Source organism: Roseovarius sp. B-10, from assembly GCF_056859295.1.
Map to the genome: position 1 here is coordinate 94,601 of NZ_JBSXOE010000036.1, position 14,583 is coordinate 109,183.

Annotated in this window: 12 protein-coding genes; 10 read left to right on the forward strand and 2 right to left on the reverse strand. The window is 67.4% G+C overall.

All coding sequences use genetic code 11. The features are described from left to right. Positions 1-22: 22 nt before the first annotated feature. From tsaD to AC13D8_RS13865, 5 genes are all read left to right on the forward strand, one after another. On the forward strand, positions 23-1,117 hold the full coding sequence (tsaD, locus tag AC13D8_RS13845; protein ID WP_482969309.1) for a tRNA (adenosine(37)-N6)-threonylcarbamoyltransferase complex transferase subunit TsaD: 1,095 nt from the start codon (positions 23-25) through the stop codon (positions 1,115-1,117). Further along, positions 1,114-2,070, forward strand: a complete 957-nt coding sequence (locus AC13D8_RS13850; protein ID WP_482969310.1) for an NAD(P)H-dependent glycerol-3-phosphate dehydrogenase — start codon at positions 1,114-1,116, stop codon at positions 2,068-2,070. The genes tsaD and AC13D8_RS13850 overlap by 4 nt, the downstream gene beginning before the upstream one ends. Continuing rightward, positions 2,070-2,339: a YciI family protein gene (locus tag AC13D8_RS13855; protein ID WP_129431123.1), complete on the forward strand. Its 270-nt coding sequence runs from the start codon at positions 2,070-2,072 to the stop codon at positions 2,337-2,339. The genes AC13D8_RS13850 and AC13D8_RS13855 overlap by 1 nt, the downstream gene beginning before the upstream one ends. Continuing rightward, positions 2,339-2,758, forward strand: a complete 420-nt coding sequence (locus tag AC13D8_RS13860; protein ID WP_482969311.1) for an EVE domain-containing protein — start codon at positions 2,339-2,341, stop codon at positions 2,756-2,758. Before AC13D8_RS13855 ends, AC13D8_RS13860 begins: the two co-directional genes overlap by 1 nt. A 103-nt stretch (positions 2,759-2,861) precedes the next feature. Beyond that, a complete protein-coding gene (locus AC13D8_RS13865; protein WP_482969312.1) occupies positions 2,862-4,490 on the forward strand; it encodes an AMP-binding protein in 1,629 nt (542 codons plus the stop codon). Positions 4,491-4,559: 69 nt separating this feature from the next. Here AC13D8_RS13865 and AC13D8_RS13870 read toward each other — a convergent pair whose 3' ends face one another. After that, a complete protein-coding gene (locus tag AC13D8_RS13870) occupies positions 4,560-5,438 on the reverse strand; it encodes a LysR family transcriptional regulator (protein WP_129431126.1) in 879 nt (292 codons plus the stop codon). A gap of 102 nt (positions 5,439-5,540) precedes the next feature. Between AC13D8_RS13870 and AC13D8_RS13875 the strand changes: the two genes are divergently transcribed. Both AC13D8_RS13875 and AC13D8_RS13880 read left to right on the forward strand, forming a co-directional pair. After that, positions 5,541-7,079, forward strand: coding sequence for a proton-conducting transporter transmembrane domain-containing protein (locus tag AC13D8_RS13875; RefSeq protein ID WP_482969313.1), 1,539 nt, complete (start codon positions 5,541-5,543; stop codon positions 7,077-7,079). Positions 7,080-7,099: 20 nt separating this feature from the next. Then, the gene (locus AC13D8_RS13880; protein WP_482969314.1) at positions 7,100-9,475 is read left to right on the forward strand and encodes a YbcC family protein; all 2,376 of its coding nucleotides are present in this window, start codon (positions 7,100-7,102) and stop codon (positions 9,473-9,475) included. 6 nt (positions 9,476-9,481) lie between these two features. Here the strand turns inward: AC13D8_RS13880 and AC13D8_RS13885 are convergent, their stop codons facing one another. Next, a complete protein-coding gene (locus AC13D8_RS13885) occupies positions 9,482-11,092 on the reverse strand; it encodes a GMC family oxidoreductase (protein ID WP_482969315.1) in 1,611 nt (536 codons plus the stop codon). Positions 11,093-11,208: 116 nt separating this feature from the next. On the opposite strand from AC13D8_RS13885, the gene AC13D8_RS13890 reads away from it, so the two are divergent. The 3 genes from AC13D8_RS13890 to AC13D8_RS13900 all read left to right on the forward strand — a co-directional run bounded on the left by AC13D8_RS13890 (position 11,209) and on the right by AC13D8_RS13900 (position 14,573). After that, on the forward strand, positions 11,209-12,444 hold the full coding sequence (locus AC13D8_RS13890; RefSeq protein ID WP_129431130.1) for a TRAP transporter substrate-binding protein: 1,236 nt from the start codon (positions 11,209-11,211) through the stop codon (positions 12,442-12,444). Between the two features lie 97 nt (positions 12,445-12,541). Next, a complete protein-coding gene (locus tag AC13D8_RS13895; RefSeq protein WP_482969316.1) occupies positions 12,542-13,210 on the forward strand; it encodes a TRAP transporter small permease in 669 nt (222 codons plus the stop codon). Between the two features lies 1 nt (position 13,211). Beyond that, positions 13,212-14,573: a TRAP transporter large permease gene (locus tag AC13D8_RS13900; RefSeq protein WP_482969317.1), complete on the forward strand. Its 1,362-nt coding sequence runs from the start codon at positions 13,212-13,214 to the stop codon at positions 14,571-14,573. Positions 14,574-14,583: the final 10 nt, after the last annotated feature.

Below are 14,583 nucleotides of genomic sequence, written 5' to 3' on the forward strand. Positions count from 1 at the left end.
GGGGCAATGCAGCAGGGCCGGGATGAGCACGCCGCTGACCATACTCGGGATCGAGAGCAGTTGTGACGATACCGCCGCCGCGTTGGTGCGGCTCGACGGCGACTCTGCGCAAGTGTTGTCCTCGGTGGTGCACGGGCAGACGGCGCTGCACGCGGATTTCGGCGGCGTGGTGCCAGAGATCGCGGCCCGCGCCCATGCCGAAAAGCTCGATCTTGCGGTGCGCGAGGCTATGGCGCGTGCGGGGCTGACGCTTGCCGATGTGGACGTGGTGGCAGTCACCGCCGGGCCGGGGCTGATCGGCGGGGTGCTCGCCGGGGTGATGTGCGCCAAGGGGATCGCCGCTGGCGCTGGCCTGCCGCTCGTCGGGGTCAACCACCTCGCGGGCCATGCGCTGACACCCCGGCTTACAGACAAAGCGGGTTTTCCCTATCTCATGCTGCTCGTCTCGGGCGGGCATTGCCAGTTCCTCATCGTGCGCGGGCCGGATGATTTCAGCCGCCTTGGCGGCACCATCGACGACGCGCCGGGCGAGGCGTTCGACAAGGTGGCGCGGCTTCTGGGCCTGCCGCAGCCCGGCGGCCCGGAGGTGGAGCGCGCCTCCGCGGTGGGCGACGCGGGCCGGTTCCGGTTCCCGCGCCCGCTTCTGGACCGGGCGGGGTGCGATCTGTCCTTTTCCGGGCTCAAGACGGCGGTGCTGCGCGCGCGCGATGCGGTCGTTGCGGAAAAGGGCGGGCTGACGCGGCAGGATAGGGCCGATCTTTGCGCCGGGTTTCAGGCGGCGGTCTGCGACGTGCTGGCGGAAAAGACCCGGCGCGCGCTGGCGCTCTACATGGAGGAGGCGCCGCCTGCGCCGCTCATCGCGGTGGCGGGCGGCGTTGCGGCCAACGGCCCCGTTCGTGCGGCCCTGAAAGACGTGGCGGCGCAGGCGGGCGCGCGCTTCCTTGCGCCACCGCTTGAGTTATGCACCGACAACGCGGCGATGATCGCCTATGCCGGCGGCGCGCTCTACCGGTCGGGCCATCGCGATGACATGACGCTTGCCGCGCGACCGCGATGGCCGCTGGATGCGGCAAGCCCGGCGATGCTGGGCAGCGGCAAGAAGGGGGCCAAGGCATGATCCTGGTTTGCGGCGCGGGGGCGTTCGGCACGGCCCTGGCGGTGACACTGGCGCAAAACGGCCCCGTCACGCTCTGGGCGCGCGACGCGGCCCATGCCGCCGAGATGCGCGCAACGGGCCGCAACGATCGCCGCCTGCCCGATATCGCCCTGCCCGGTGCGATCACCGTGGTCTCGGGCGAGGTGCCCGGCGGCGATACCCCCTGCCTGCTGGCGATGCCGATGCAGACGCTGGGGGGTTTTCTCCGCGATCATCACGACGCGCTCGGGTCGCGACCCCTCGTCGCCTGCTGCAAGGGAATGGACCTCGCCACCGGCCTCGGCCCCACCGGACTCATCGCGCAGATCTGCGCGCAGGCCACCCCTGCGATCCTCACCGGCCCCAGTTTCGCGCGCGACATCGCCCTTGGTCTGCCCACGGCGCTAACGCTGGCCTGTGCCGATGCGGCGGCCGGAGAGGCGCTGCAATCCACGCTCACCACACCCACCCTGCGTCTCTACCGCACCACCGATACCATCGGCGCGGAACTGGGCGGGGCGCTCAAGAACGTGATCGCCATCGGTTGCGGCGCGGTGATGGGCGCGGGCCTGGGCGAGAGTGCGCGCGCCGCGCTGATGACCCGTGGTTTCGCCGAGATGAACCGGCTGGCCCATGCCTTGGGCGCGGGCCCTGAGACGCTGGCAGGGCTGTCGGGGTTCGGCGACCTGGCGCTAACCTGCACGAGCGCTCAGTCGCGCAACTATCGCTACGGCGAGAGCCTGGGGCGGGGCGATGCCTTTGACCCGGCGATCACCGTGGAGGGGGCGGCGACGGCGCGGGCGGTGCTGGGCCGCGCGCGCGCGCTGGGCCTCGACATGCCGGTGACGGCGGCGGTGGCCGCGCTGGTCGCAGGTGAATTGCGCGTGGCGCAGGCGGTGGATATGCTGCTGTCCAGGCCACTGAAGGAAGAATGATGCTGATTGCCCTTATCGCCCGCGACAAGCCCGGCGCCCTGCAAACCCGTCTAGACAACCGCGACGCCCATGTCGCCTATCTCAAGGAGACCGGCGTGGTGTCGCAGGCCGGGCCGCTGCTGAATGACGAGGGCGAAATGGTGGGCTCGCTGGTCATCCTCGATGTCGAGGACATGAAGGCGGCGCAGGACTGGGCCAACAACGACCCCTATGCCAAGGCCGAGCTGTTTTCCGGCGTCGAGCTGATCCCGTGGAAGAAGGTGATCTGATGCGCTACTGGCTGTTCAAGTCCGAGCCGTCCACCTGGTCATGGCAGGATCAGCTTGCCAAGGGCGAGACCGGCGAGGAATGGGACGGTGTGCGCAACTACCAGGCACGCAATTTCATGCGCGAGATGGCGGTGGGCGATCGCGGGTTTTTCTACCATTCACAAAAGGAAAAGGCGGTTGTCGGCACGGTAGAGGTGATCGCCGAGGCGCATCCCGACAGCACCACCGACGATCCGCGCTGGGAGTGTGTGGACATCAAGGCGCTGGAGAGTGCGCGAGAGCCCGCGACGCTCGATATGATCAAGGCCGATCCGCGCCTGTCAGAGATGGTGCTGGTGCGCAACTCGCGCCTCTCGGTGCAGCCGGTGACGGCCGAGGAATGGCGGATCGTCTGCGGCATGGCCGGGCTTTCAGGCTGAATGGGAACAATCCGGGGCCGCTTGGCCAACGCGCTCTTGACCTCAGAGCGATGCTTCCTGCTAATCGCCTAAAGGCGTGTGACGCAAGTAGGGGAGGCGTGCGATGGGCTGGATGAAGGACGAGACCGGACTCGGCAAGACGGCGGCGAATTTCGTGCCGCTCACACCGTTGTCGCACCTGAAGCGGGCCGCACATGTCTTTCCCGACCGCGAGGCGGTGGTCTATCACGGTCACCGCAAGACCTATGCCGAGTATCACGCGCGCGTCTCGCAGCTTGCCTCGGCGCTGGTGAATATCGGGGTCGAGCCGGGCGACGTGGTGGCCAGCATCCTGCCCAACATTCCCGCCCATTGCGAGGCGCATTTCGGCGTGCCGGCGGCGGGGGCGGTGCTCAACGCGATCAATACGCGGCTCGAGGCCGACACCATCGCCTATATCCTCGATCACGGCGAGGCACGGGTGGTGCTGTGCGACACGCAGTTCCTGCCGACCCTCAGCGCGGCGATCGAGATCATGGAACGGCCCGCCCCCGCGATCATCGAGGTGCCCGATGACGGCGCGGGCGTGCACGCGCATTCCGATTACATGAGCTACGAGGAGTTTCTCGCCACCGGCGACCCGGAGTTTTCCTGGATCATGCCCGAGGACGAGTGGGAGAGCCTCGCGCTCAACTATACCTCGGGGACCACCGGGCGGCCCAAGGGCGTGGTCTGTCACCATCGTGGCGCCTATCTGATGACGATGGGCACGGTGGTGAGCTGGCAATTGCCGCGCTATCCCAAGTACCTGACCATCGTGCCGCTGTTTCATTGCAACAACTGGAACCATGTCTGGCTGATGCCGATGCTGGGCGGTACCGTGGTTTGCTGCCGCGACATCAACGCCCGCGCCATCTATGACGCCATCGCCGACGAGGGGGTGACGCATTTCGGCGGTGCGCCCATCGTGCTCAACATGATCGTCAACGCCCGCGACGACGAGCGGCGCGACTTCGACCACGTGGTGGACGTGTTCACCGCCGGTGCCCCGCCGCCCGCCGCGACGTTGGCGGCGATAGAGCCGCTGGGCTTTACCGTGACGCAGGTCTATGGCCTGACCGAGACCTATGGCCATGTCACCGAGTGCCTGTGGCAGCACGGCTGGGACGGTCTGTCCGACGACGAGCGCTATGCCATCAAGGCACGCACCGGCATCCTCATGCCGATGATGGAGGACATCACGGCGATGGACCCCGAGACGATGGAGCAGATCCCGATGGACGGCGAGAGCCTCGGCGAGATCATGATTCGCGGCAACAGCGTGATGAAAGGGTACCTGAAGAACCCCGAGGCCACCGAGAAGACGTTCGCGGGCGGGTATTTCCATTCCGGCGACATCGCGTTCCAGCATCCCGACGGCTATCTCAAGATCGCCGACCGCGCCAAGGACATCATCATCTCGGGCGGCGAGAATATCAGCTCCGTCGAGGTGGAGGGCGTGCTGATGCGGCACCCGGCAGTGCTGCTGTGTGCCGTGGTGGCGAAACCCGACGACAAGTGGGGCGAGGTGCCCTGCGCCTTTGTCGAGCTAAAGGACGGGGCCGAAGTTGGCGAGGCTGACCTCATCGCGTTCTCCCGCGAGCGGCTGGCCGGGTTCAAGACGCCCAAGGCGGTGATCTTTCAGGAACTGCCCAAGACCTCGACCGGCAAGATACAGAAATTCGAGCTGCGCCAGATCGCCAAGGGGATGTGAGGGGTTCCCGCCGGTGCTCGGCACCTTGGTGCCGGGCGCTGGCGACCCATAATCGACAAGAGGGCCGTATCACACCGACGCCGTGTCCAGCACCTCGGCCACCAGCGGATTGGGGAATCGGCGGCGCAGCGTCACTGCGAGAAACCGCTCGGTGATCCCCTCCAGCCGTGCGCGCTCCACCAGCATCCCCGAGGCCAGCTCGTCCTGCACCACGATGGGCGGGATCACGGCAAGGCTGGTACCGCTGCGCGCCAACAGGCGCAGCATCGCCATGTCGTCTGCCTCGGCGGCGATGCGGGGCACCACGCCCAGCCGGTCCAACAGCGCGTCAAACGCCGCCCGCAGCGCCGATTCGGGCGTGGGCAGGATCAACGGCTCGCTTGCCAGCATCCCGGCCACATCCTGCGCCGCGTCCGCACCGGGGGGCGTGCCGACGAGGCTGACGGGCTGTTCCGAGATCGCATGTACGAGATAGGGGCTGCCCGCGTCCCGCGCGGGCACGAGGTTGGTGAGCACGATGTCCAGCGTCAGCGCCTCCAGACCGCGCAAAAGGTCGCCCTGCGCGCCCGAGCGCAGCACCACCTCGACATCGGCGCGCCCGATCAGCGGCCCGACAAAGCCGATCTGGAAATTGCGCGATAGCGTCGACAGCGCCCCCACCCGCAGCACCCGGCGCGAGCCGGGGGCCTGCGCCAGCGTAGCGGTCAGGTCGTCGGCGGTGCGAAAGATCGCCTCGGCATGATCGAGCGCGATGCGGCCCGCCTCGGTAAGGACGAGGCCGCGCCCGCGGCGCTCGAACAGGTCGTGCCCGAGCGCCGCCTCGAGCGTGCGCAACTGCGTGGACAGCGCCGATTGCGACAGGTTGAGGCCGCGCGCGGCGCCGGTCAGCGTGCCGTCGCGGGCGACGGCGCGAAACAGGCGGAGATGATGAAGGTTCAGTTGAGCCATTGTTCTATTTTATCTAACAGTAATGACCATAATATGTAATTTTCTAGAAGGTGCGCAAGCCGTATCTCCTCCTGCAAACCTCTGGAACAGGAGACGCAAGATATGGACCTGCCCCCTCTGAGCCTCTTTACACCCCTTATTTTACTGGCCGTTTCGGCGCTTGCCATCGCCCGGCCCGGTCGCCGCCCGCGGGCCCTGCCGCGGCTGGCGGAGGGGGCCGCGCTGGCCGCGTTGGTCGTTGGCGTTGCGGGGCTGGCGCAACTCGTAATTGCTGGTCCGGTCACGCTGGCGGGCCTTGTGCGGCTCGACGCGGTGAGCGCGACGATGGTGGTGCTGGTCTCGTTCGTAGGCTGGGTGGTGGTGCGCTACACGCGCAGCTACCTCGACGGTGAGGCGCGCGAAGGGGCGTTTCACGGGCTGCTTCTGGCCGCGTTGGCGGCGGTGAACCTGCAGGTTCAGGCCGCGAACCTCGCGGTTCTGGCCGCCGGTTTCATGGCCACCGGCCTGGCCATCCGGCAGCTTTTGCTGTTCTACCCCGAGCGCGCCGAGGCGCGGCGCGCGGCGGCCAAGTTCACCCTCGTGTGGGGCGCGGGCGATGCGGCGCTGATCCTCGCCGCAGCCCTCCTGTGGCAAGCCTTTGGCACCATCGGGATCGCGGAGATTGCGCAGGCGGCGGGCGCGGGCCTGCCGCTCGCCGCCAAGCTCGCGGTGGCGTTGCTGGTGATTGCGGCGGCGCTCAAGACCGCGGCCTTTCCACTGCACGGCTGGCTCACAGAGGTGATGGAGGCCCCAACTCCGGTCTCGGCGCTCTTGCACGCGGGCATCATCAACGGCGGCGGGCTGCTGCTCATCCGGCTGGCCGAGGTGGTGCAGGCAAGCCCCGGCGCGATGGCCGCGCTGGTGATGCTGGGTGGCTTCACCGCGATTTTCGGCGCGGCGGTGATGCTGACCCAATCGGCGGTCAAGACCGCGCTGGCGTGGTCCACGGTGGCGCAGATGGGCTTCATGCTGCTGCAATGCGGGCTTGGCCTGTGGGCGCTGGCGATGCTGCATATCGTGGCGCACTCGCTCTACAAGGCGCACGCGTTCCTCGCCTCGGGCGGGGCAGTGCGGGCGGTGCTGTCGGTGCGGCGTCCGGGGCCGGTGGCGGTGCCGGGGCTGTCGGCGGTGGCACGGTCCTTCGCGCTGGCGCTGGTGCTCTACGCGGTGGTGGCCACCGGCTTTGGCCTCATCGCGGGGCCGAAATCGGCGCAGGCGCTGGCGCTGGGGGCGATCCTGATCTTCGGGGTGGCCTATCTGGTGGCGCAGGGCCTGGCCGATGCCGCGCCGCGCGCGCTGACATGGCACACGGCGCGCGCCTCGCTGGCGGCGGCGGTGGCCTATTTCGGCTTTCACGTCCTGTCGGGGGTGCTCTGGGGCACGCATCTGCCCGTGCCGCCCGCGCCGGGGCCGCTGGAGTGGGGCCTCATCGTGCTGGCGCTGGGCTCGTTCGGGCTGGTGGCGGTGGCGCAGGCGCTGTTCCCGCTCTGGGCGCACCACCCCTCGACCGCCGGGCTGCGGGTGCACCTGGCCAACGGGCTTTACCTCAACGCCGTTCTCGATCGCCTGATCGGCGGGCTGAAAACCGTGAAATCCAACTGACAGGGCAGGAGTAGAGACAGATGTTCCTCAAGCATACACAGATCGCCGCCGACCGGGTCTCGGGCCTGCTGACAAGCGCCGAGGCCGCGGCAAAGGCCATCCCGCCCGCATTCCCGCTGGACGCGACCGTGGCGGTCAACCCGTTCCTCGGGCAGGCGCAGGAAGACCTTGCCACCGCATCCGCACGGCTGGCGCGGGTGGCGGGGGTGCGCCTCTCCCGCCCGCGCGCCGAGTATGCCGCGAAAGTGGAGGCGGGCGAGATCACCGATGACGACCTCGCCGCCGCGCTCTTTGCAAATTCGTCACCGCTTAAACCCGCCGATCTGGCGTTGTTGAAGGCGAAGCTTGCCACGGAAAGCCCCGAGCCGCAGGCCCTGCCCACGGTGGCGGAGCTGGCGGCACAGGCCACCGGCACCGACTGGCCCGCCGTGATCGCTCGCAGCTTCGGGCTGTGGGCGGCGGGGCATTTCGACCGGGGGCAGGCGCTGTGGACGCCCGCGCCGGGGCGCGGGGCCTTTGCCGCGTGGCGCGAATGGGCGACCCATGACCTGACGCCGGAGATCGCGGGGCTCACCGGCTTTTGCGCGCATGTCGCCGCCGCGCCGGACACGGCGGAGCGGGCGATCCTGCGCGCCGCCGAGCGGCTGGGCCTGACGGAAGCGGCGGCCGGGACGGCCTTTCACCGGCTGTTGATGGATCTGGGCGGCTGGGCGCAGCACGCGCGCTGGTTGCTGTGGCAAGCCGAGATGGCGGGCGAGAGCGACACCACCATCACCGACTTGCTGGCGATCCGCATGATCTGGGAGGAGGCGCTCATCGACCATGCGCCGGAGGTCGAAAGCGGCTGGCAGGACGCGGCGGCCGCCCATGCCGTGCCGGTCGCCCCGACGCCCGATCAAGCGATTGACGCGATCCTTCAGGACGCCGCCGAGCGCGCCTATCAGCGCCACCTGTCGGCGGCCCTGACCGGGGCCACGGTGCAGGATGCACGCCCGGCGCTGCAGGCTGCGTTCTGCATCGACGTGCGCTCGGAGGTGTTCCGCCGCGCGCTCGAGGCGCAGGGCGGTGGGATCGAGACTATCGGGTTTGCCGGGTTCTTCGGCCTGCCGGTGGCGCACAAACCGCAGGGCACCGACATGGCGCAGGCGCATCTGCCGGTCCTGCTCAAACCGGCGCTGACCTCGTGCAGCCACGAGGGCGACGAGGTCGAGCAGGCGGCGCGCATCGCGGCCCGCGCGGTGCGGGCCTGGGGCCGGTTCCGGCAGGCGGCGGTGTCGTCCTTTGCCTTTGTCGAGGCGGCAGGCCCGGCCTATGGCTGGAAGCTGGTGCGCGATGCACTGGGCTTGGGGGCCGAGCGCCCCGCACCCGATCCCGCCCCACGGATCGAAGGCGGCCTGGGCGCCGCTCAGAAGGCCGGGACGGCGGCAATGGTGCTGCGCGCGATGAGCCTGGCCACGGGGCACGCGCGGCTGGTGCTGCTCCTCGGTCACGGCGCGCAGGTGACCAACAACCCGCACGAGAGCGCCTATCATTGCGGCGCCTGCGGGGGGCAGACCGGCGAGGTCTCGGCGCGGCTCCTGGCCGCGTTGCTCAACGATCCCGAGACGCGGGCGGGCCTGCCCGAGCACGGCATCGACCTGCCCCGCGACACGCTGTTCATGGCCGGGCTGCACGACACCACCACCGACAGGGTCACGCTCTACGAGGACGCCCCCGCCCCGGACCATGAAGCCGACATTGCGCAGGCGCGGGCGTGGCTCAATGCGGCGGGGGGCGTGGCGCGGGCGGAGCGGGCGGGCCGTCTGCCCGGCGCGCGGGCCGACACGGTGGCGCGGCGCGCGCTGGACTGGGCCGAGTTGCGCCCGGAATGGGGGCTGGCGGGCTGCGCCGCCTTTGTCGCCGCGCCGCGCGGGGTGACCGCCGGGGCCGATCTGGGCGGGCGCGCCTTCCTCCACAGCTATGACTGGCGGGCGGATGCGGGTTTTGGCACGCTGGAGCTGATCCTCACTGCGCCGATGGTGGTGGCAAGCTGGATCAGCCTGCAATATTACGGCTCGACCGTGGCGCCGGTGGTCTTTGGCGGCGGCAACAAGCGCATCCACAACGTGGTGGGCGGGATCGGCGTGGTGCAGGGCAATGGCGGCATCCTGCGTCCCGGCCTGCCGTGGCAGGCCGTCCATGACGGCGAGCGCGCGGTACACGAGCCGCTGCGCCTGTCGGTGATGATAGAGGCCCCGCGCGAGGCGATCGCGGATGTGCTGACGCGGCACGCGGAGGTGCGGGCGCTGTTTGACAACGGCTGGCTGCACCTGTTGGCACTGGAGGAGGGCCGGGTGGCCGCGCGTTACCGGCCCGGGCTTGAGTGGGAGGGGGCCCCGCGCAAGACGGCGGCCTGAACCCGCTCAGCCGGTGCGGTCCTCGAGGATCATGTCGGAGGCCTTTTCGCCGATCATGATGGCGGGGGCGTTGGTGTTGCCCGAGACGATCTCGGGCATGATCGAGCAATCGGCGACGCGCAGCCCGGTGATGCCGTGCACACGCAGCCGGGCATCGACCACCGCGTCGCCACCCGGCCCCATCTTGCAGGTGCCGGTGGGGTGGTAGATCGTGGTGGAATAGTTGCGTGCCCAATCGAGCGTGCCCTCGTAATCGTCGAGGTCGAGCGCGGCGTCGGGGCGGAACTCCTCGGATATCTTGGAGTTGAGCGGCGCGTGGCGGGCGATACGGCGGGCGATCTTGACGCCCTCGACGATGGTCCGGCAGTCGGTTTCGGTCGAGAGGTAGTTGGGGTGGATTTTCGGGTAGGTGGCCGGGTCGGCTGAGGCGAGGCGAATCTCGCCCCGGCTCTCTGGCCGCAGCTGGCAGACCGACATGGTGAAGGCCGAGAATGGATGCGGCCCCTCGCCAGGGCTGTCGGCGGACCAGGGCTGTACGTGGAACTGGATATCGGGTGTTTCCACATGGTCGCCGGTGCGCATGAAGCCGGTGGCGAGGCTGGCGGCCATGGCCATCGGACCGGCGCGGAACATCGCGTATTTCAATGCGATGCGCGCCTGGTTCCACAGGCTGCGCACCTCGTCGTTGAGGGTGGGCTCGTTGCACTTGAACACCAGTCGCGCCTGCAGGTGATCCTGCATGTTGCGGCCGACGCCGGGCATATCGCGCAGCACCTCGATGCCGTGCTCTTGCAGGTGCGCCGCCTCGCCCAGACCCGAGAGCATCATCAGGTGTGGCGAGCCGATGGCGCCGGAGGACAGGATGACTTCCGCATTGGCCTTGACCACATGTTCCACCCCTGCGCGGTCGCGGTAGGCCACGCCGGTGGCGCGGGTGCCGTCAAAGGTGATGCGGCTGGCCTGCGCGCGGGTCAGGATGGTCAGGTTCTCGCGTTTGCGCACAGGGTTGAGGAACGCCACAGCGGCGGAGCAGCGCCGCCCTTTGCGCGCGGTGAGCTGGAAGTATCCCACGCCCTCTTGGCGAGCGCCGTTGTAATCGGGATTGAAGGGATAGCCCGCCTCCTGGGCGGCGGCCACCCATGCGTCGCAGATGGGCCGTTGCAGGCGCATGTTGGACACCGAGAGCGACCCTTGGTCGCCGTGATAATCGTCGGCGCCGCGTTCCTGCCGCTCTGAGCGCTTGAACAGCGGCAGCACGTCGTCCCAACCCCATCCGGGATTTCCCATCTGCGCCCAGCGGTCGTAATCCTGCGGCTGGCCGCGCACGTAGAGCAACCCGTTGAGCGAGGAGGAGCCGCCAAGCACCTTGCCGCGCGGCCAGTCGAGGGCGCGCCCGTTCAGCCCCGGGTCGGGCTCGGTCCGGTAGCACCAGTCGACCGAGGGGTTGTGCATGGTCTTGAAATAGCCGACCGGAATGTGGATCCACGGGTTCCAGTCGCGCCCGCCCGCCTCCATCAGGATGACCTTGATCTTCGGGTCGGCGGAAAGCCGATTCGCTAGCACGCACCCGGCAGACCCTGCCCCGACGATCACGTAATCCGCTGATAATTCAGACATTTTCGACCGACCTTTGCACAAATTATGTGCGGAAAAGATTTTCCTTGCCAGAACGAGCATATGTCTATCAATATTGAGACTGCAAGTATCATTATTGCAAAATCAGGGAGGACGTCATGAAAGTATCGAAAGCGCTCAGCGGGATTTCCCGCCGGGACCTGTTTCGCCTGACCGGCCAGTTTGGCCTGTCATCCGTGGTGATGGGCGCGGGCGCGCTGACCGGGGCGGTCAGCCTGCCCTCGCTCGCGCGGGCCGCCGAGAGCACCTATGATAAGCGTTTCGCGAAGGAGCCAAAGCACACGCTGAAGCTGGGCGCCGCAGGCTTCAACGCGCGCAACCTTCTGATCGAGCGCGCCGGCGTTCTGGAATTCGCCCGCGACCTTGAGGAGCGGACCGAGGGCGAGATCCGGGTTGAGTTCATCGGTGACAACCAGATCTGCGGACAGCTCAACTGCGTGGAGAAGACGCAGACCGGCGTGATCGACATGTATGCCGCCTCTACGCAGAACTCGGCCGGTGGCGCGCCGTATCTCAACGTGCTCGACTATGCCTACATGTTCCCGAGCCGGGCCTCGCAGTATCATTTCCTCTACAGCCCTGAATCGCAGCGCATCCTGCGCGAGCCGCTGGAAAAGCGGCACGGGCTGAAATTCCTGTTCTCGCATTGCGAGTTGCGCGGTATCCAGCTTGGCAACAATTTCGCCGAGAAGCCCACGGTGACCAAGCTCGAAGAGCTGTTTGGCACCAAGAACCGCGTCACGGGTACGCAGCTTGGCCGCATCGCCATGCAGCTTCTGAATCTCAACCCGGTGCCGGTGGCATGGGAAGAGACGCTTGACGGGCTCAAGCAGGGGCTGATCGACGGGGCCGAGACATGGGCATCCGCGGTGGCCTATGCCAACATGTCACCGGTGGTGAGCCAGTCGGTCGATCTCAAGTTCTTCTGCGGGACCGAGCATACGTCGATGTCGGCGCGCGTCTTCGACGCGATGGAGCCGCATCTGCAAGAGGCGATCATGGAATCGGCCTACCTTGCGCAGGTGCATGTGCAGGCGGCGAACGAGGCGGCGCTGGTCAAGACCGTCGGTTTCTCGGACCCGCAGCTTCCCGGCACGATCTTTGCCGAGCACGGCGTGCGGCCCGCCTTCCTCGCCGACGATCAGATCAAGATGGCCGAGGAGATGTGCTCGCCCGAGTTCAACCCCGAGCCGTGGGCGCAGTGGCGCGAGCGTCTCAACGGCTGGGCGGGTGGCATCGACACCTACCAGGAGATTTATGACGTGGCACGCGAGATCCCCAGGGATACGCTGCCCGAGAATGTCGAGCCGCGCCGCTGGTGGCGCGCGGCGTGATCGCCTAGCATCGGGCCGGGCCGCACGCGCGGCCCGGCACCCCAAGCCGCCGATACGTGCGGCCACGACATACGGCAACCCAAGGGGAGGAGTGGGCATGACCGGCTGGTTTCAGGGCACGGGTGATATCCTGAGTGCCCTCGCCTCGGGCGATTCATGGATGTTGAGCGAAGCGATGCGCGCCCCGGCGGTCTGGCCGCTGGGCCTGATGGCGATGCTGATGCTGGCGCTGGCGTTTCTCGTTCTTTACCGCGTTGTGCCGTGGACCGAGCGTAACCTCGAACAGACGCTGATGGTCGTTTCCTACCTTGCCATCGGCGGGATCATATTTGTCGAGGTGTTCCGCCGCTTCGTGCTGTCACAGCAGGCGCCGTGGTCCACCACGCTGCCGCCCTTCCTGTTTCTTATCATGACGTGGTTCGGGTGCAGCTTTAACGTCAAGCTGCGCACGCATCTGGCGTTCGCCGAGTTTCGCATGGCCATGCCGCGCGCCGGACAGATGGCGTGCCTGGTGCTGGATGCGCTGTTGTGGATCGGGTTTTCCTGGGTCGTGGTTGTCACCTCGACCAAGGTGGCCGCCAATTCCGCCGCGAATTTCCAGATCATGCTGGGCACGGACAACGTGATGCAGTGGTGGTTCCTGCTATCGGTGCCGCTGGCGTTCACCACGCTGGTGGCGCGGGTGATCGAGAACCTGCTCGCTGACATCGCCAATTTCCGGCACGGAAACACCCTCATAACCCAAGCCGTGATCGGAGGCGACTGACATGACCGACCCATCGACGCTTGTCACGCTCATCTCCATCGGGGTGACGCTTCTGTTCATGCTGGGCGTGCCGGTCTTTCTGGTGATCGGCTACTGGGTAATCGGCGTGTCCTTCGTCCTTGGCATGCCGTTGCAGAATATCGGCGGGGCGCTGGCGGATGTGTTCACCGACGGTTTTGCCCTGCTGGCGATGCCGCTGTTCATCCTGACGGGAGACCTGATCAACCGCTCGGGGATCGCGCGCAGGCTCAGTGATTTCGCCTATGCCTGCCTTGGCTGGATACGCGGCGGGCTGGCGATGGCGTCGCTCGGGGCCTGCGGGCTCTTTGCCGCGATTTCGGGTTCCAACTCGGCCACGACAGCGACGATCGGCTCGATGCTGCATCCCGAGATGGTCAAGGGCGGCTATGACGAGCGGTTCTCGGCCGCGACAGCGGCCGCGGGCGGAACGGTGGGGATCATCATCCCGCCCTCGATCATCTTTATCGTCTATGGCTTCCTGCTCAACCTGCCCATCTCGGAGCTGTTTGTCGCCGGCATTCTGCCCGGCGCGTTGATGGTGGGCGCGATGATGTTTGCCGCGTTCCTGATCTGCTGGAGCAACAAGTGGGGGTTCCTGATCCCATTGAGCCCGATGCGGGTGATCAAGACAGCGATTGGCGCATGGCTCGGGTTCTTTGCCATCGGGCTGGTGCTCTGGGGTATCTACACGGGCAAGTTCTCGCCCACCGAGGCGGCGGGGGTAACAGTGGGATTCTGCGTGATCGTGGGCTTTGTCAGCCTGCCGCTCTACCGGATCATGGGTGGAGCCAAGGGGCGTGACGTGAACGAGAAGCGCGTCTCGGAGATGCTGGTGGTCGAGGGGTTCAGCCCGCTGGAGCTTCCGTCGATCACCATGCGGTCCGCGCAGATCACCGGCATTCTCGCGCCGCTCATCGCCGTGTCGGTCGTGATGCAGCAGATCATGTCGGTGCTGGGCGCGCAGGAGGTGATTGGCGGTTTCGTGACGTCGATGGGCGGTTATTACGCGGTGTTGTTTACCTCGATGGCGATCGTTTTCGTCTGCGGCATGGTGCTGGAAAGCCTGCCGGTGACGATCATCCTTGCCCCGATCCTTGCGCCGATCGCGCATGAGGTGGGGGTGGAGCCGGTGCAATTCGCGGTGATCTTCCTCGTGGGGGCCTCCATCGGCTTTATCACGCCGCCCTACGGGCTCAATCTCTATGTCGCATCCGGTGTGACTGGCGTTCCCTATTTCCGGCTTTTGCGTTACACGGTGCCGTATCTTGTGGCATTGCTGGCGGTCTGGTTCATCGTCGCACTGGTGCCGCAGCTTTCGACGGCGCTTTTGCCGAACCGATGACGGTGGGGTT